Consider the following 19,315-nt stretch of genomic DNA (forward strand, 5'->3'; position numbering starts at 1 on the left):
TTTAAGAACATGATTGAAGTATAATGGGCTTTAGATTTTTTTGCAACAATTTCTAACAAAATTTGCTATACTATTTTTATGAAAAATAATGAAAATATACCAAAAGGTAAAGAAGTAACTACAGTTCAGTCTGTTGACCGCGCTCTAAATTTATTGAAAATAATCGCAAATTCTTCAAGAGAAATGTCCGTTCTAGAACTATCGGAAATCACCGGTCTAAATCGAACTACTGTATGGAGGTTAGTTTCGAGCCTAGAAGAAAATGGTTTTATAGAAAAGGATTATCAAACGAAGGGTTTTCAATTAAGTTATGGAATTGCTGAGATTATACCTCAAAATAAAATATTTGATATTTTAATTCGTCATGCACGTCCTCATTTAGAACAATTAAAAAAATTAAGTGGAGAAACGGCTATTTTGAGTGTTCCAACTTACTCTGGTGTTTTAGCGATTAACCAAGTAAATACAGATTACAGTATTCGTTTAGTCGATTATACAAATTCTGTTGCGCCATTACATTGCACATCGAATGGCAAGCTGCTACTTGCCTATATGGATGCCCTAAACTTAAAAAATTACATGCAACACTCCTTGGAGAAGTTTACGGAATTGACGATTACTGACGAAAAAGTTCTTCGTACAGAACTAGATGAAGTGAAACGAAGTCAATTCGGCTACTGTCGTGGGGAATATAATGAAAGTGAAAATGCTATTTCTTCCGTGTTAATCGGAGAAGATCAGAAAATCATTTGTTTCTTAACAGTTGGTGGACCTACTTTTCGCTTCGATGATGAAAAAATGGAAGCGATGCGTCCCCATCTTAAAAAATGTATTTTACAGCTAAAAAATGATTTAACGCTTCAAAAGTATATGTAACATAGAAAAACTCTTAATAAATTTATTAAGAGTTTTTATTGACTTTTATTGTTATTGATTATACTATTTGAATAGAAGTTCACATTATGAATTAAATGTTCGAATTAAGAACCCTAAATGTAAGCGTTTTACTAAATAGGGGGAATTCTATGAATAACAATACTGTTGATAAAAGTGTTTTAAACACGGCAAGTGTCAAACCCAAAGTTTTATTGGACGATGCTCCACTGAGTAAGTTTCATATTAAAATTGCTGGATTAACATTCGGTGCTCACTTTACAGATGGCTATATTTTAGGAATTATAGGTTTTGCGCTTACAATTTTAACACCACAAATGGGGCTAAATGCTTTATGGACTGGACTGATTGGTGCCTCAGCATTAATTGGACTTTTTATAGGTAGTTTAGTTTTGGGGTGGATTTCTGACCATATAGGTCGACAAAAAATATTCGTATTTAGTTTTATTTTAATAACAGTTGCTTCATTTTTACAATTTTTCGCAGATTCAGCTATTGAGTTAGTATTACTCCGTATTTTATTAGGTATCGGTTTAGGTGGCGATTATAGTGTTGGCCATACGATGTTGGCAGAAATTGCTCCTAGAAAACAACGTGGCGTATTATTAGGTTCTTTTAGTGTGATTTGGACTGTTGGTTATGTTTGTGCAAATATTATTGGTATTTATTTTGCAGATTCTACAAATCCAGATATTTGGAAATGGTTACTAGCCTCTTCAACGATTCCAGCTATTATCATTTTACTGCTGCGTATTGGGACACCTGAATCCCCAAGATGGCTTGAAAGTAAAGGCCGCATAGAAGAAGGACAGGCGATTGTTTCAAAACATTTAGGCGAAAATATCGTCTTAGATCGCCAAGAAATTGCTAGTGATGCTGGTTTTAAATTACTATTCTCACGTAAATATATTAAGCGTACAGTATTCAACTGTATTTTCTGGGTAACACTCGTTATTCCGTATTTCGCAATTTATACATTTTTACCGCTCATTTTAGAAAGCTTCGGTATGAGTTCAAATCATTCAACTGATTTTTTACTGAATATTATTTTATTAGTTGGTGCTTTCTTAGGTATTTATTTTACTGCAAAATTCTCAAGAAGAGGATTCTTAATTTGGTCATTTGTTGTCTTAGCAGCAATGTTAGGCATGCTCGCATTATTACCTTCAACAATGACACTATTATTAGTTGCAGTGTTTGGTGTCTTCACGCTAATCATGTCAGCAGTCAGTAATTTAGTAGGCGTATTCCCAGCAGAAAGTTTCCCGACAGAAATTCGGTCATCGGGTGTTGGTTTAGCAACTTCAGTCAGTCGATTTGGTTCAGCAGCAGGTACATTCTTACTGCCGCTTAGCATAGCAAATTTAGGTATACAATCAAGTATGCTCATTCTTGTAGCTGTATTATTAGTTGGTTTAGTCGTTTCTGTGCTTTGGGCACCAGAAACAAAAAATCTAACTTTAAATAGAGCGAGTAAAGATTAATAAAAAACACGGGAAAATAAAATTTTCCCGTGTTTTTTTATTTTTTCTTACATAATTAAATTATATAGAGCTATATTTTTTCTTGTACTCATTATTCTTTATATCCCATCTAATTACAGCATTATATCTCATTAAATCTTCTTTTTAAAAATATTATCTTCTTTATATAATTCTTCAATAATAGAACCATTATTTAGACATTCTATTTCCAGCATACACTGGCTAATAGTAGAATAATGAGCTGTTGACTTTCAAAAAATGACTTGTTATATTGTTGGAAGAAGTTAGGAAACGCAAAAGATCTGTTAGGTGAGGCTCCTATACAAACATAGGCTACTGCACAAAAACGTCGAAAGACGCCAATGGGTAGAACAGGATTTGTCGATATAAGGCATCTCTTAAAGTAGCTAAAAGTATTTATACTTTTTACGTTGTATAGTGCCAAAACTCAACGATGAGATCATGTAGCATGTTTTTTAGACATGCTTCTGAACCTTACGCTGAGTATAGTGTAAGGTTTTTTTGTTTGCTAACTAACCAATAGAAAGGAGTGGTCATAAATGGATGACCCTTTATCGAGTGACATCATTCAGCAAAAATGGACGGGTTTTTTATGCTATTTTGTCTGGTGGCCACTAATATGCCGACCTTCAACTACTAATTTGAAGTTATTTTGCAAATAAACCTGCTATTATTGGTGCACGCAATATGCATCGATTTCCCTCCTTTTGCTTCATGTTTAAAAATAAGTAAAAAGGAGTGTTAATTATGCGCGAAACGATGACAACTAAAAACAAAGATTATGAAATTTATGCATTTTCCACATCCAGTGATATTCCTCAAGTGATGGAACAATTTAATACATCTTACAATGGCCTATCAATAGAAAATATCGAGAAATCACGCTTACAATATGGGTCAAATACGATTTCACATGATAAAGAAGATTCACTTGTGAAAAAAATTATTACATCTTATATTACGCCATTCACCTCTATTTTAATTACTTTAGCTATTATTTCTTTCATGACAGATTATGTATTGGCCCCTACCGGTGACAAAGATTTAGCTGCTGTGTTAATCATTTCTACAATGGTGATTGTCAGTGGCAGTATGACATTATTTCAATCAATTCGTTCAACAAATGCTGCTGAAAAATTGACGAAAATGGTACGAGTAACAACGAATATTACGCGGCAGGGATTAAGGGATCAAGAAATACCAATTGAAGAAATTGTCTGTGGTGATATTATTAATTTGGCTGCCGGTGACATGATTCCGGCAGATATCCGCCTATTTGAAGCAAAAGATTTATTCATTAGTCAGTCAACGATGACCGGTGAAAGCCAACCTATCGAAAAAATGGTTGCGATCAATAAAGATACTGGTCTTGAAATGACTGATTTCTTAAATATGGTTTATATGGGGAGTAATGTTGTCAGCGGAAGTGCTAAGGGCATTGTTGTGCGTGTTGGTAACAACACACTTTTCGGAGGTATTGCTAAAGATATTACAAAAAAACGCGGTGTGACAAGCTTTGAAATGGGCATCAGTTCTGTATCTTGGCTATTAATTCGCTTTATGTTTGTGATGGCACCAACCGTATTATTAATCAACGGTTTGACGAAAGGTGATTGGATTGAAGCTTCACTTTTTGGTCTTTCTGTAGCTGTTGGGTTAACGCCTGAAATGCTGCCAATGATTGTCACAACAAACCTAGTAAAAGGTGCTACAGGTATGGCGAAGCGTGGCACGATTATTAAAAATCTCAACTCCATTCAAAATTTTGGTGCCATCGATGTCCTATGCACTGATAAAACGGGTACGCTCACACAAGATAAAATTGTGCTAGCGTATCATTTAAGTATCGATGGTAAAGAAGATGATCGTGTATTAAAACATGCTTATTTAAATAGCTTTTATCAAACTGGTTTGCGCAATGTTATGGACAATGCCATTGTGGATGCTGCCAATAAAGAACTGGCGCTTACTAGTGATGCATTTGAAAAAATTGATGAAGTTCCCTTTGATTTTGAGAGACGCCGCATGAGTGTTGTGATTCGAGATCACAATAATAAAACGCAGATGATTACCAAAGGTGCTATAGAAGAAATGTTAGAAGTATCTTCCCATGTCGATGTACGCGGCGAGATCGTGCCACTGACAGAGGGATTACGCAAGGAAATTTTTTCCCGTGTCGATGACTTAAATAGCGACGGTTTACGTGTTCTTGGTGTATCACAAAAAACAAACCCAAGTGTCATTGGTGAATTCGCTGTCGATGATGAATGCGATATGGTGTTAATCGGTTACCTAGCCTTTTTGGATCCACCAAAAGAAACGACTCGCCCTGCCCTTCAAGCATTAAAAAAACATGGTATTGGCGTTAAAGTATTAACAGGTGATAATGCACTTGTTACGCGTACCATTTGTAATCAAGTTGGTTTAGAAAATGAAAAAATGCTCACTGGACCAGCTATTGCTGCCATGTCAGATGATGTATTAACAATCAAATTAAAAACCATCAATATTTTCGTGAAATTATCACCACAACAGAAGACACGTATTGTGCGTTTGCTCAGAGAGAGTGGCAAGGTTGTTGGTTTTATGGGTGATGGAATTAATGATGCTTCTGCTATGAAAGAATCGGACGTAGGTATTTCAGTTGATACAGCTGTCGATATTGCCAAAGAATCAGCGGATGTTATTTTACTAGAAAAAGATTTAATGGTGTTAGAACGCGGAATTATTGCTGGCAGAAAAACATTCGGTAATATTATGAAATACATCAAGATGACAGCTAGTTCCAATTTCGGTAATATGTTTTCCGTTGTTGTTGCTAGTATTTTTCTACCTTTTTTACCAATGTTACCTATCCAGATTTTATTTTTAAATTTAATTTATGATATTTCCTGTGTTTCATTACCTTGGGATAATATTGATCAAGAGTATGTAGAAAAGCCCAAAAAATGGTCCGCTTCTTCCGTTGGTTCATTCATGCGTTGGATTGGTCCTACAAGTTCGGTGTTTGATATTACGACGTATATTTTATTATTCTTTGTCATTTGTCCTGCAGCTCTAGGTGGTTCCTATGCTGAATTATCGATTGAACAGCAGACGGTCTTTATCGCCCTATTCCATGCAGGCTGGTTCGTCGAATCGCTTTGGTCTCAAACACTCGTAATCCATGCTCTACGCACACCAAAAATCCCTTTTTTACAAAGTCGTGCTTCCTTTATTGTCACAACAATCACCGCACTTGGCATAGCAATCGGTACAATTTTACCTTCTACTGAATTGGGTCATGCACTTGGTATGACAGCTCTACCACTTCAGTTCTTTGCTTGGCTAGCATTAACTATTGCTTCTTATTTAGTGTTAGCAACTGTGATGAAAAAAGTTTATATCCGACGTTTTGGGGAACTTATTTAACTGCAGCTATCGCCTTGTCACATGACAGGGCGATTTTCATATTTTGTAATGAATTTTGTCACCGCTGCTTCGACAGCATATTCATTTTCAATTTTTTGGTCTTTACAATATTGATCTAATGTATCGATGACCCTTTTAATTTCGTATTGTGTGGATATTGGTGTTTGTTGTCGTCGTGTAGTTTCTTCGGATGTTGTGACTAACTTTTTTTTCATAAGCTTTTTAATTGTAATGATTTCTTGTTCGGTAAAAGTAGCTGGCATTTCTGGCCATGTGTTTTGTGTCATAGTTGTTTTGTTCCTCACCTTCATACAAATTACTATTCTATACCACTTTTCTTCATTAAATACACATTTTTTCCAAAAATAATAGTAAAAGGTATAACTAATCTGATTTATAGGATTAGTTATACCTTTTCTATTAGTTATCGTAATAATCTGTATCGTCCAAACCTAATTGTTTGTTTTTTTCTTTAAAAATAGCATTATGCGAAGAGACCATCGCAACTTGACGAGCTTGTGGATTGATGAAATGGTTTGCACTATTCACAGCAAGTACAGCGTCGGAAAATGCACCTGTAATGAGACGAACTTTTGAATCGTAGTCTGTAAAATCGCCGGCTCCGTAGATGCCAGCAATATTTGTAGAACATTTTCCATCAACATGTGCACAACCGTCAGAAAGCTTCAGTCCCCACTGTTCTAATTTACCGTAGTCATATTTAAAACCATGGTTAATTATGACGGCATCCGCGCATACTGTCTGTTCTTCCTGTGTCTCACAATTTGCCACAATAACTTTCTCAATACATCTACCGTCGGAACTCTGTAAACTTTTTATCTCATAGGGTGTTACTATTTTCACAGTCGAATTTTTCATCGTTCTGACATTGCGTTCATGACCACCAAAGTCATAACGCCGATGAATGACAGTTACTTGGGAGGCAATTTTTTCGAGTTCATTTGCCCAATCTACTGCTGAATCTCCACCTCCAGATATAACAATATTTTTCCCTCTGAATTGTTCCAATTCTTGTACTGTATAATGTAAATTTGTCACTTCAAAGCGATCGGCACCCTCCACTTCTAATTTTTGTAGAGAGAGCATACCATAGCCGACTGCTAAAATAAGTGTTTTCGATAAATGTTGCTGACCATCTTCCGTCGTAATAATGAATTGACCCTCTCCATTTTTTTCGAAGTCTGTTACCTGTGCATTTAAAATAATGGTTGGGTCGAACGTTTTTGCTTGCGCAATAAGTTGTTCGATTAAATGACCACCCATAGTAGGTGTTACTCCACCAACATCCCAAATCATTTTTTCTTTATAAATACGCATGCGGCCGCCCAGTTCATCTCCAGAATCAATCAATTTTGTTTTCAAATCACGCATCCCACTATAAAAAGCAGCATAAAGGCCAGCTGGACCACCACCAACAATCGTCACATCAAATAATTCTAAAGTCATTTGCACACCTCATTATTTTTTTAGTTTTTCAATTTTATCGGCCAAATCTTCTACTTGTAACATGGAAGCATACGCGTCACTCATAAAATATGAGCGAACATCTACTTCAATAACACGATCATTTTTCACTGCATCTAATGTATTCCAAATTGCTGGTAAGCTTTTTTGTTTTATTGCTGGATTTGAAATTTTAATAATATAATCCCCTGCATAATCAGCAATTTTTTCCCAAGAAACATCGATTCGCGGTTCATTTTTATCGATAATATCTTTTTGAACATTTTCAGGTGGATTCATTTTTAATAATTGATATAAAGGGTCACCACCACGTTCACCTGTTTCTCCAACAACAATTGTTGACTTCGTTGTACCTACATCAATGATTGAAATTGTAGCATCTTTTGGAATAACTTGATCAATTCTCGCTTTAGCTGCTGCCACTTTTTTCTCTAAATTATCATTAAACTCCTGCGCTTCTTTTTGACGATTTAACAGCTCACCCATCGCTATTACTTTTTCTTGTACTGTTTTGTATTTTGATGTGTCATATACTACAGTCGGTGCGATTTTGCTGAATTTTTCAACCGCTTCTGTATCATATGTAATGATTAGATCCGGTTTTAGTGCTAGTATCTTTTCAATGGATACTAGACCATCAGCACCAATATCCTGTGTTTTTTCTGTCACAAAAGGCGTTAATAATGCACCATAATCTAAAATGGTTTTTGACGTGCCAATTGGCTCAATACCAACTGCCATCACTTCACCTAAATTCCAGTCGACAACAACACGCTGCGGATTTGCTGGTACAGTCACTTTACCCATCACTGTATCGACATCCCTTGTCGCATTTTCTTTATTTGCCGAAGCTTTGTCATCCTTGCTCTTGTCATCGCTTGTACATGCCGCTAAAACGACAACTAACAGCACCATAAGTAGTATCGAAACTAATTTTTTCATCATCATTCTCCTCCATATTTCAATGTTTTAGGTATCTTATACATCCCTCTAATTATTGGCCTACTGATAGTGACTTGCTAAAATATGTCTTCGTTTCATTTAGTACAAATACATACACGCTCAGCAATCATCCTAATGTGATGGATCCGTATCATACCGTTACTGACTCCTTACCTTGTTGGTGCGCTAGTTCATAGGGCAAACAGATTGGTTTGCCTGTCCGAGGATCTGTTATAATATCCGCCTCGATACCAAATACTTTACGCAATACGTCTTGTGTTACCACTTCATTGGATTCCCCACTGCTGACCACTGTTCCCTCCTTTATAGCAATAACATGATGTGCGTATTTTGTAGCATGATTTAAATCATGAACGACCATTATAATCGTACGTCCTTCTTGTTCATTCAATTGCTTTAGTAACTGCAAAACCTCTAACTGATGTGCCATGTCTAAAAATGTTGTCGGCTCATCCAAAAATAAAATATCTGTTTGCTGAGCCAATGCCATTGCAATCCACGCTCTTTGACGTTGACCGCCAGATAGTTGGTCAACACTGCGATTATAAAAAACAGACATGCCTGTTACTTCAATCGCCCAATGAATAATTTTTCGATCTTCCTTCGTTAAAGTTCCCATTCCTTTATGATGTGGAAAACGTCCATAACTGATTAGTTCATAAACAGTTAAACCATCTGGAGCAGAAGGATTTTGAGGTAGTATCGCTAAATCTTTCGCTACTTCTTTCGTCGATTTTTTATGGATTAATTGACCGTCTAATGTTACGCCTCCTGATGTTGGTTTCATGAGGCGCGCCATCGTTTTTAAGATTGTCGATTTACCTGAGCCATTTGCACCAACAAGCGCTGTTATCTTGCCATGTGGAATCGTAATATTTAAGTCATGAACGATTATATGATTTTCATAACCAATGGTGAGATCCATTGTTTTTAAGCGATTTGTCATAATTGATACCTCCTAAAGTTGAAATTGTGCTTCGTGAAGACGACTATAATCACCACCTAAGCGCAATAATTCATCGTGTGTCCCCTGTTGTTCTATGCCATTTTTTGTCACAACAATGATACGATCAACATGACGAATCGTTGCGAGACGATGTGCGATGATTAAAGTAGTGCGACCATGTGATAATTTACTCAGAGCAAGCTGAATTGCCGCCTCTGTTTCTGTATCAAGTGCAGATGTAGCTTCATCTAAAATTAAAATAGGAGGATTTTTCAAAAACATACGTGCGATCGATAAACGTTGTTTTTGGCCACCAGATAATTTGACACCTCGCTCACCAATCAGCGTATCCATACCATTTGGCTGTGCTAAAATTAGTTCTTCGAGCTGTGCTTGACGTGCTGCTTGCCAAATTTCATCGCGTGTTGCATCCAATTTGCCATATGCAATATTTTCCTGAATTGACCCATCAAACAAAAACACATCTTGTTGTACGATACCGATTTGCTGTCGCAAAGATTGCTGTGTCATGTCCCGTATATCAATGCCATCAATTGTAATAGAACCTTCTGTTACATCATAAAAACGTGGCAATAAACTACAAATTGTCGTTTTCCCTCCTCCTGAAGGACCAACAAAAGCTACAGATTGACCTTGTTTAATAGCAAAGCTACACTCAGTCAAAATATTTTTGTCATCTGTATAACCAAAAGTCACATTATTGTAAGCAATATCACCATGAAGTGTCTCAACTTCACGTGCATCTTTGGCATCTGGGACATCTTGTGCTGTTTCAAGTAAATTTATAAAACGCTTAAAACCAGCAATCCCTTTTGGATACGTTTCAATAACCGCATTTATTTGATTAATTGGCCCAACAAAAATGGCAGATAATAAAATGAATGCCATAAATTCACCAAAAGTCATCTTCCCCTCAATGACAAACCATGTACCACATGCCAAAACAAAAATGGATACAGCTTTGATTAAGAAATGACTAATCGCAGCGTTCCATGCCATCACTTTGTATGCGACAAGCTTCGTCGTACGAAAACGTTCATTGTTGACACTAAATTGAGCTATTTCATGATTTTCATTTGAAAATGCTTTAACAACACGAATACCGCTAACATTATTGGCAACACGCGCATTAAAATCAGCAATATCTTTGAAAAAACGATCGAATGTTTTTGCCATTTTTCGACTGAAAAAAATGGATAAAACAATTAAAAATGGGATAACAATAAAAGTAAGGATTGCTAGTTGTGGATTGATCATCATCATTAAACTAAAGGCTCCAATTAGTGTCATAAAGGCGATGAACAAATCTTCTGGTCCATGATGGGCTATTTCACCGATATCCATTAAATCATTTGTCATTCTTGATACAAGATGACCGGTTTTATTATTGTCAAAAAAACCAAATGATAGTTTTTGTACTTGATTAAAAGCCTGACTTCGCATATCAGATTCAATATTAATACCGAGCATATGCCCCCAATAGGTCACGATATAATGAAAAAAGGAACTCAATAAGAAAATACCTAATAAACCTGTACAAGCAAATAGAATCGTATTCCAGTTTCCTTCTGGTAAATAGATATCAATGACACGATTGACCGCTAAAGGGAAGCTTAGTTCTAGAGCGGCAGCTAAAATAGCACATGAAAAATCCACAATAAAAAGCCACTTATACGGTTTATAAAAAGAAAAGAATTTTTTTAACATAATACATTCCTTCCAAAGTAAATTATTTTGATTTTGCCAATAAATAAAGGAAGTAAGGGGCACCTATACAAGCCACAATAATACCTGCGGGAATTTCAGATGGCTGAATCATCCAACGCCCAAGTGTATCGGCTACTAACACAAGTAAACCACCTGCTAAAGCAGAACCCGGTAGTAAAAATTGGTGCTGTGGTCCAATTAAGCGACGCACTAAATGGGGCGCAATCAGTCCAACAAAGCCAATACCACCACTTATGGATACTGCAGAACCAGCAAGTCCCACTGCAGCTGCTAAAAGCATGCGACGTTGCTTTTCGACGTCGACACCTAAACCAGTTGATAGTTGATCTCCCATATTTAATATATTTAAAATATGAGATTTATAGATAACATAGGGTAATAACACGATGAAGAATGGCAGTATAGATGCTACGTATTTCCAATTCGAACCCCAAATACTACCTGCCATCCATTTTGCGACAAAATTATACTGCTCTGGTGACAATTTTAAAGTGAGAACAATCATTGCAGCACTAATAGCTGCTGCAATCGCAATACCTGTCAATAATAGGCGTGTAGGTGACAACCCATCATTACGTTTATAGGCTAGTGCATAAATAATTGCTGCCGTTGCACCCGCTCCAAGCCAAGCTAAAACCGGTAATAACATAACCGATGATGTCGATTCAATTGGGATAAATGAAATATATACAATAACAGCCAACCCAGCTCCCGCATTGATACCCAAAATACCTGGATCCGCCAATGCATTTCTTGAAAATCCCTGCATCACGCAGCCAGAAACAGCTAATGATGCTCCTACAATAATTGATATCACGATGCGAGGGAGACGAAATTCAAATAAAATAAGCTCTTGCTGTGCCGTACCATGCCCCATTATTGTTTTTAGTAGCTCATAGGGTGTTAATTTAATGAAACCGGTATTCATACTCACGATAAATGTAAGAAGAATAAGCAGTGCAAAAATACTTAATACAATCATTGCTCGCTTTTTACGTGCTCTATAACTCTTTGTAAAATCAACAGTGGTCATTATAGCTCTCTCCTTTCTTTTCTAGCTAAGTAAAGGAAGAAAGGCACACCAATTAAAGCAATTAACGCACCAATTGGTGTTTCATATGGTGCATTGATTGTACGCGCAATTAAATCTGCTAACACAAGAAGAATAGCACCAATAATTGCGGCACAAGGAATGATAAAACGATAGTCTACGCCAACAATATAGCGTGTTACATGTGGGACAATTAACCCGACAAAACCTACGGCACCAACAACGGATACCGCTGTACCTGCAAGTACTAACACGATTAATGTTCCAGCAATTTTAACCACTCGCGTATTCATGCCCAAACCTGCTGCAATATCCTCCCCTAAGCTTAGTAGCGTTACAGACTTGGAAATAATAACGGCTCCAATAATCATAATTAAAACGACAGGTAGCATTACTTGAAGTTGTAACCATGTCGTTCCTGCTACACCACCGGCATACCAAAAAGCTAAATCTTGTCCAACCCTAAAATTCAAAGCAATACCCTCACTTAATGCACTAAACAGAGCGCTTACTGCCGTACCAGCCAATACTAGACGTAATGGCGTTAAACCGCCTTGTGCTAGTGAGCCAACGCCAAATACAAGACTGGCACTCACCGCTGCTCCAATAAATGAAAAGAGTATTAAATAGTAATAAGGTAGACCTGGGAAAAATGCAAAGCTAATCGCCATGACAAGTACTGCTCCAGCATTTATACCAAGCAACCCCGAATCAGCTAACGGGTTTCTTGTCATTCCTTGCATAATCGCACCAGCTACTGCAAAACTTGCACCTACTAAGGCTGCTCCAATAATTCTCGGTAGGCGCAGATCGCGAATGACTTGATGATTACTATTCGTTTTATCATAATGAAAAATCGCATCAAAAATCGCTGTAATACCAACATCTGCAGCACCATAAAGCAGTGCGACTAACATGCTGAGAATAAGTATTAATAAGCCAAACAACATGACGAATATGGCTACTACAGGTCTCGCAGTTGTATCCTTATCTTTTTCAATCAAGTCATCCATATGTATCGCTTGTTTCGTCATCCTATTGCCGCCCTACCATCTGTAATTAATAATGATTCTCATTTAGAGATAAAAAAAAGAAAATCATTTCTAATTCTATTTATTTTCTTTCTTACTTGTTCTAGCTATCTAATTGATAACTATTTTCAATTGTAGCAATCGTTTTCTATAATAAATATAGTATTTTGTAATATATTATGGATGGATTTTTGTACTATTACATCATTTTATGCACAAAAATCCATATAAAAAGGCTATGGTCGATTACTACATATCGACCATAGCCTTTAATTATATAAAATCTCCGTTTACAAGTTTGTTTATTTGAATGGCCAATTGATGAGATAAAAAAACTCCCTCACTTGCCCAAAAATCTTCTAACTGTAATATATATACTTTACTATTATAACGTTGGCGTACTGAACACCAATAATCAGACTCCAATAGCCGCCTTCCTTGCTCCTCCGAATGTACGATAACAAGCATATGATCCGCTGCATAAGAGGATATGCGATATTCATCAATTATTAAGTGCCTATTTGGTGTTAATACTTCATCTTGAATTGATGGAGGCGGCACTAATTTAAGCTGTTCATAAATATTGTACGCACCTCTTGCTGAAGATCGCCAAATGCCTACTTGTTCGTCTTCACGCAACTCAAAAACACCGACAGTTTCTCCGCTCTCAATTAAGGGTTGTAATAGACTTTTGCCCATTTCAACTTCTGCTAAATAATTTTCTCGCCATTCTTCAGCACTATTTTCTGTCCCCATCATCGCTGCAATCGTCTCAACTTCTACAATACGATCGATTTGATCCCATTCGAGAATGAATACCGGTGCTATTTTTTCCAATTCTTCAATCAACTGTGGATGTGCATACAAATAGGATGGTCCAATAATTAAATCCAAAGACATGTTTCTCAATTGCTCAAAAGAAGGGAAATCCCCATTTTTGATTAGTTGCGTCGTATCTAATTGTTGTACGATATATGGTGGTAAATTGCCTGCCCAACTAAGTGTGCCAACAGGTGTTATTCCTGCTGCCAATAATGAACCCGTAAATTGAAAAGTGAAAATCCGCTTATAATTTTTGAATGCACGAAATTCTGACGGAGTAATACCAGTTAGTTTACGAAACTTTCTACTCAAATATAAACCATCTTGATAACCTACTTTACGAGCAATATCAGCAATTGTTAAATTGCGATTTAGTAGTAATACTTTTGCCTTATCCAAGCGTATATGTGCTAAATAATCTGAAAAACTCCAACCTGTTTCTTTTTTTATTCTTTTAGAAAAATAATTTGGATGATAACCAAAATAATTTGCAATCTCATCTCTTTTCAATGCTTCATGTGAATGTTTAGAAATATATGCTAAAACGCTTTGAAAAGAAATTTCTACTACATGATTTTTTTGCAGTTTATATTCCTCTTCAATTGTATGTATTAATTTATACAATAAATGAGCTTGTTGAGGTATTTGTTGTTCTTTAAATAATGCTTCACTTACTTTACGTACTTTATTGGAGGCCTTATGATAAAATAACCCCTCATAATTAACATACTCTCGCATTAATTCATAGCATAATTGCTGTCGATCATCTTGCCTTAAAATAAATGATGTAAAACTTGATACTCGAAAAACAAATGGTTTTTCTCCATTATTTCTCAACTCCATAACTACACCCATATTACTAATATACACCGAAGTAAGACCTAAAGTAATCGTACCATTTAGTTCCGCCATACCCGATACAACTGTCAATAAGCTATTAGATGATTTTATTAGTTGCATACTATCATATGGCAAGAGGACTCGTTCTTCTATTTTTTCAAAACGAAATATATTTTGCACAATCGACATCTCGTCACCTACCCAATTGATTATGATTCTCATTTAAATTCTACTTGTATTACCTATTAAATACAATATAAAGTTTTGATAAATTGTTAATAATAAAAATAACCAACTTTTTATAGCTATTGCTATAAAAAGTTGGTTACTATAAATCATCGAATTACTTACATTTCACCGCTTAATTCTACTAAGATTTTTGCTTGTGTTTTATCATTTGTTAGGGCTTCAAAACCTTTTTCTACAATAGTGTCTAAAGTAATTTGAGAAGTAATGATTCCCTGCGGTTTTAATTGGCCTGTCCCCATTAAATCAATCGTTTGTTGGAATGAAGTTGGTGTATATGCTATTGTTGATGTTACTTTGACACCTGTATTCGTCAACATCATCGGATTCCATTCGATTGGACGAGCAAAAATGGATACGATGACGACTGTTCCTCTAGGACGTGTTACATCAATTGATGATTTAAATGTTGGCCCTACACCAGCGACTTCAAATGTTACATCAACGCCCGCTGGTACGACACTTTTCACCGCTTCTACTGGATTTACTTTACTTGAGTTGAAAATATGAGTAGCACCTAATTCAAGTGCCTTTTCTAAACGGAATTCTGCTAAATCAAAAACAATAATTTTACTAGCACCTGCTGCTTTTGCTGCGATTATTGTTAGTAATCCAATCGGACCAGCTCCAAAAACCGCCACGGTGTCACCGAATTGCATTTTACCTTCTTTAATCGCTTGAACGGCTACTGCAGTCGGTTCAACTAGTGCCCCATCTTGTAAAGTTAATGATTCCGGTAATTTATATATATTATGTTGCGGTGCATTTGCAAATTTTGTGAAACCACCGTCTCCATGCAAACCAATGAAGCTAAATCCATCATAACAATCTACATCTTCTGGTTTTTCACGATGCGTAATCGTTGGATTTACAACTACACGATCGCCCACCTTATACGCTGTTACATCTCTACCTATTTTTTCAACTACACCTGCAAATTCATGTCCCATTATTAATGGTGCTACTTCACCGGTTAAAGCATCTGGAGCATCAACTGGTACGAAAACGGGTCCTTCTTGATATTCATGTAAATCCGAACCGCAAATTCCTGCCCAAGCTACGCGAACAGTTACTTCATCATCTCTCAATTCCTTGAGTTCACGCTCTTCAATACGAATATCTTTTAGGCCATGCCACACTGCTGCTTTCATTGTCAATTCCTCCAATAGTGTATAATCTTCTTAGAACTTCACTTTGTATTACATAGTGGAAATCATGAGAAGAATAGATTTTGATACACCTACATAGTAAGGGTAATTTTTTCTTTTTACAACTACTATACCGTTTTTCTCATATTAAAAATGAGTAAATGAGTAGCATATACTTATACGAAAACTTATTTTTTTGATTTATCCTGTTTGTATATGGTCACTAATTTATCAATTTTGGAGGATGTTTTATTGAATTTATCTTTATTAGGTTATTATTTCATACCGCTATTTTTAATTATTCTATTCATAAATTTATTTTTTTATAGTAGAAATACAAGAAAAAATCAACAGACAAACTTTAATATACTACTTATAGCACTATCATTTGGTTATCTTATTTTCACTTTAACGATGACTTTATTCAAGTAATTTAGGGGGTTAATTATGATTAAAAAAATAACCATTACGGGCTACAAAGCACATGAATTAGGCATTTTCAATGATGATCATGCCGGCATTCCTGTTATTAAACATGCGTTAACAGAACGATTAATCACCTTGTTAGAAGATGGTCTCGAATGGGTGCTTATCAGCGGGCAACTGGGAGTTGAAGCCTGGACAGCAGAAATAATATGGGCCTTAAAAGATGATTATCCACAGCTCAAATATGCTGTTATGACACCCTTCTTAGAACAAGAAAAAAATTGGAATGATTCGAAAAAAGAAAAATATAATGCGATCATACAAGCAGCTGATTTTGTTACTAGTCTCACCAATAGACCCTATGAAGCGCCATGGCAATTCGTAGAAAAAAATAAATTTTTCATCACGCATTCTGATGCATTATTAATCGTTTATGATGAAGAGAATGAAGGTTCACCCATCTATATAAAACAATTGGCAGAAAAATTTTCTGAGACAAATGAGTACCCCATTTACACAATTGATGCCTATGATTTACAGTCGATTGCCGATGAAATCCAACAAGAAGAATGGCAGGAATAAACCGCTAAACTGGCTTCTATTTAGAGCTAATTTAGCGGCTTTTTTGGTTCTATTATATATGTTGGGGTATTAAAACAACTCATGTTTTAGACAATTAGAAATAGCGAGAGCTTTCCGCCGACAAATAAAGGATTGCTTACTACTTGTTTTTCGGCAGGAGTCCTCGCCATTTCTTTTAATCACAAAAGTTGAAGAAATTGAGGGCAAGTATGCTCTTTTTATAGAAATGCCGAAGCGTTCACATATTTGTCCAGCTTGTCAGTCCATTACTGCGAAAGTACATGATGATCGCATACAAAAAATGAATCATTTAAAATGGTTTGATTGGGCCAAAAAATCGAATGGCTTTTTAAAAGGTATTAATAACAAAACGAAAGTAATGAAACGAAATGCATATGGTTTTAAACGATTTGAACGATTTAGAGCGAAGATCTTACTAACATTAAAGTATAAAGAAGTTGGTTTACATCTGGGCTAAATGAAAAAGGTGAATGAAATTGAAAATCCAATTTCATTCACCCCAACATTTGACACAGAGCGGTTTTTTTATACTTTTATATTTTTGTACGCCTTCCTTCTTCATCGCCTACAATAATCATCAACGAACTCGTCGAGTGGGCTACGATACTCCCCACTTCATCTACAACTGTACTTTCTAAGAGTGCGATTTTTTTTCCTTTTTTGATAATACGTCCTTCTGCAGTCAATCTACCAGACCAAATTGGTTTTAAAAAATTTAATTTGAGCTCAATCGTCGTAAATAGCTCGCCTTCTTCTAACACACTAAATAATGTGAGTCCCATTGCCATATCAGCGATATCACAAATTACCCCGCCATGTAAAGTCCCCATAGGATTGTAATGCTCCGGCTTAATATCAATTGCCACTGTCACTTTTCCAACTTCAACTGCTACAATATCAACGCCCAATAAATCAGCGATTGGTGCAACTGTATGCCCAGAAGCCACTTTTTCTTGAAGTTCATACAATGTTTTCATTGTTAATACCTCCATTTATCATTTCGCGAAGACAATGCAATGAGGTCAAATCTATGTATACTTCTTAATGATGTAAGTACCTTTACATGACATTACCCAAATATAGGAGAAAAATCAAAACAAAAGGCTTCAGCATATGATAAATATTATGCTAAAACCCTGCTATTTTTATTCCTTCAGTTCTTTAGTCACTATAAATGCTTCTTCTGTATTTATCTTATCCGCCTTTTTACTCCAATATGCGGCAATAATTGGACCAGAAATATTATGCCAAACACTTGCTATCGCACTTGGAACGGCGACCATTGGGCCAAAATGTAACATGGCAAGCGTAGCACCTAAAGCTGAATTTTGCATACCTACTTCTATTGAAATAGCCTTTTGATCACGATAACTTAATTTGAACATACGCGCTGTTAAGAAGCCTAATAATAAACCTAAGCCATTATGTAGAATAACAACGATGAAAATAAAAATACCATTTGAAATAATTTGTTCACGACTATTGGATACGACAGATGCTACAATAATTACGATCCCAATTATTGAAATAATCGGCATAATATCTGTTGCTGCTTCTGAACGTTCCTTTAAAATTATTTTCACAATTACCCCTAAAATAATGGGTACTAAAACGATTTTGAAAACAGAAATAAACATGGCTGATGCTGATACTGAAATCCACTGTGATGCCATTAAATAAACAATGGCTGGTGTTAAAATTGGAGCCAACAATGTTGTGATCGAGGTGATGGTTACTGATAGTGCTGTATTGCCTTTCGCTAAAAATGTCATAACATTTGATGCAGTACCTCCTGGACATGCACCTATTAAAATAACACCTACAGCAATTTCAGGAGGTAAATTCATCGCTTTTGCTAATAAGAATGCCAAACCAGGCATGATTAAATATTGTGCAAATACACCTACTAAAATCGATTTTGGATGTGATAAGACCAATTTAAAATCTTTTAATGTTAATGTCATACCCATACCAAACATAATAATGCCAAGTAAAATCGAAACATATGGTGCGATTCCTGTAAATTGTGATGGCCAAACCATCGCAACTGCTGCTGCAATAACAACCCAGATGGCAAACGTGCTACCTAAGAATTTACCGAGTGATTGAACACTTTTCATCTATCTGTTCCTCCTAAATAATCTGATTACACACTATATTACATTAAATATTCTGAAAATTCCAATATTATTTTG

Annotated in this window: 16 protein-coding genes and 1 riboswitch; of the genes, 5 read left to right on the forward strand and 11 right to left on the reverse strand. The window is 35.9% G+C overall.

Going from position 1 to position 19,315, the window contains the following annotated elements; all coding sequences use genetic code 11:
• Positions 1–78: 78 nt before the first annotated feature.
• The 3 genes from DEX24_RS02490 (at position 79) to mgtA (ending at position 5,810) form a co-directional block, all read left to right on the forward strand.
• Positions 79–876, forward strand: a complete 798-nt coding sequence (locus tag DEX24_RS02490; RefSeq protein ID WP_109304820.1) for an IclR family transcriptional regulator — start codon at positions 79–81, stop codon at positions 874–876.
• Between the two features lie 149 nt (positions 877–1,025).
• Positions 1,026–2,378 (forward strand): MFS transporter, encoded by a 1,353-nt coding sequence (locus tag DEX24_RS02495; RefSeq protein WP_109304821.1) that lies wholly within the window; start codon positions 1,026–1,028, stop codon positions 2,376–2,378.
• 294 nt (positions 2,379–2,672) lie between these two features.
• Positions 2,673–2,845, forward strand: a riboswitch (M-box (ykoK) riboswitch).
• Positions 2,846–3,146: 301 nt separating this feature from the next.
• Positions 3,147–5,810 (forward strand): magnesium-translocating P-type ATPase, encoded by a 2,664-nt coding sequence (gene mgtA / locus DEX24_RS02500; RefSeq protein ID WP_211310108.1) that lies wholly within the window; start codon positions 3,147–3,149, stop codon positions 5,808–5,810.
• Between the two features lie 17 nt (positions 5,811–5,827).
• On the opposite strand, the gene DEX24_RS02505 is transcribed toward mgtA, so the two are convergent.
• From DEX24_RS02505 to DEX24_RS02545, 9 genes are all read right to left on the reverse strand, one after another.
• Positions 5,828–6,097, reverse strand: a complete 270-nt coding sequence (locus DEX24_RS02505) for a hypothetical protein (protein ID WP_109304822.1) — start codon at positions 6,095–6,097, stop codon at positions 5,828–5,830.
• A gap of 133 nt (positions 6,098–6,230) precedes the next feature.
• Positions 6,231–7,277: an NAD(P)/FAD-dependent oxidoreductase gene (locus DEX24_RS02510; RefSeq protein WP_109304823.1), complete on the reverse strand. Its 1,047-nt coding sequence runs from the start codon at positions 7,275–7,277 to the stop codon at positions 6,231–6,233.
• Between the two features lie 12 nt (positions 7,278–7,289).
• Positions 7,290–8,237 carry an ABC transporter substrate-binding protein gene (locus tag DEX24_RS02515; RefSeq protein ID WP_246131351.1) on the reverse strand — a complete coding sequence of 316 codons (948 nt, stop codon included), beginning with the start codon at positions 8,235–8,237 and terminating at the stop codon, positions 7,290–7,292.
• A gap of 151 nt (positions 8,238–8,388) precedes the next feature.
• Entirely contained in the window at positions 8,389–9,204 is an 816-nt protein-coding gene (locus DEX24_RS02520; RefSeq protein ID WP_186819587.1) for an ABC transporter ATP-binding protein, read from the reverse strand.
• Between the two features lie 12 nt (positions 9,205–9,216).
• Positions 9,217–10,932 carry an ABC transporter ATP-binding protein gene (locus DEX24_RS02525; protein ID WP_109304825.1) on the reverse strand — a complete coding sequence of 572 codons (1,716 nt, stop codon included), beginning with the start codon at positions 10,930–10,932 and terminating at the stop codon, positions 9,217–9,219.
• Between the two features lie 22 nt (positions 10,933–10,954).
• Positions 10,955–11,986 (reverse strand): FecCD family ABC transporter permease, encoded by a 1,032-nt coding sequence (locus tag DEX24_RS02530; RefSeq protein ID WP_109304826.1) that lies wholly within the window; start codon positions 11,984–11,986, stop codon positions 10,955–10,957.
• The gene (locus DEX24_RS02535; RefSeq protein WP_109304827.1) at positions 11,986–13,038 is read right to left on the reverse strand and encodes a FecCD family ABC transporter permease; all 1,053 of its coding nucleotides are present in this window, start codon (positions 13,036–13,038) and stop codon (positions 11,986–11,988) included. Before DEX24_RS02535 ends, DEX24_RS02530 begins: the two co-directional genes overlap by 1 nt.
• 270 nt (positions 13,039–13,308) lie before the next feature.
• Positions 13,309–14,919: a helix-turn-helix domain-containing protein gene (locus DEX24_RS02540; RefSeq protein WP_109304828.1), complete on the reverse strand. Its 1,611-nt coding sequence runs from the start codon at positions 14,917–14,919 to the stop codon at positions 13,309–13,311.
• Positions 14,920–15,044: 125 nt separating this feature from the next.
• On the reverse strand, positions 15,045–16,094 hold the full coding sequence (locus DEX24_RS02545; RefSeq protein WP_109304829.1) for a 2,3-butanediol dehydrogenase: 1,050 nt from the start codon (positions 16,092–16,094) through the stop codon (positions 15,045–15,047).
• 444 nt (positions 16,095–16,538) lie between these two features.
• On the opposite strand from DEX24_RS02545, the gene DEX24_RS02550 reads away from it, so the two are divergent.
• Positions 16,539–17,099, forward strand: a complete 561-nt coding sequence (locus DEX24_RS02550) for an SLOG family protein (protein ID WP_109304830.1) — start codon at positions 16,539–16,541, stop codon at positions 17,097–17,099.
• A gap of 226 nt (positions 17,100–17,325) precedes the next feature.
• Complete coding sequence (locus DEX24_RS17655) at positions 17,326–17,577, forward strand: transposase (protein ID WP_281288152.1); 252 nt, start codon at positions 17,326–17,328, stop codon at positions 17,575–17,577.
• Between the two features lie 76 nt (positions 17,578–17,653).
• Here the strand turns inward: DEX24_RS17655 and DEX24_RS02560 are convergent, their stop codons facing one another.
• Positions 17,654–18,097, reverse strand: coding sequence for a PaaI family thioesterase (locus DEX24_RS02560; RefSeq protein ID WP_109304831.1), 444 nt, complete (start codon positions 18,095–18,097; stop codon positions 17,654–17,656).
• Positions 18,098–18,265: 168 nt separating this feature from the next.
• On the reverse strand, positions 18,266–19,240 hold the full coding sequence (locus tag DEX24_RS02565) for a bile acid:sodium symporter family protein (RefSeq protein WP_109304832.1): 975 nt from the start codon (positions 19,238–19,240) through the stop codon (positions 18,266–18,268).
• Positions 19,241–19,315 lie beyond the last annotated feature (75 nt).

It is taken from the genome of Kurthia sibirica (genome assembly GCF_003143975.1).
Classification (GTDB): domain Bacteria; phylum Bacillota; class Bacilli; order Bacillales_A; family Planococcaceae; genus Kurthia; species Kurthia sibirica.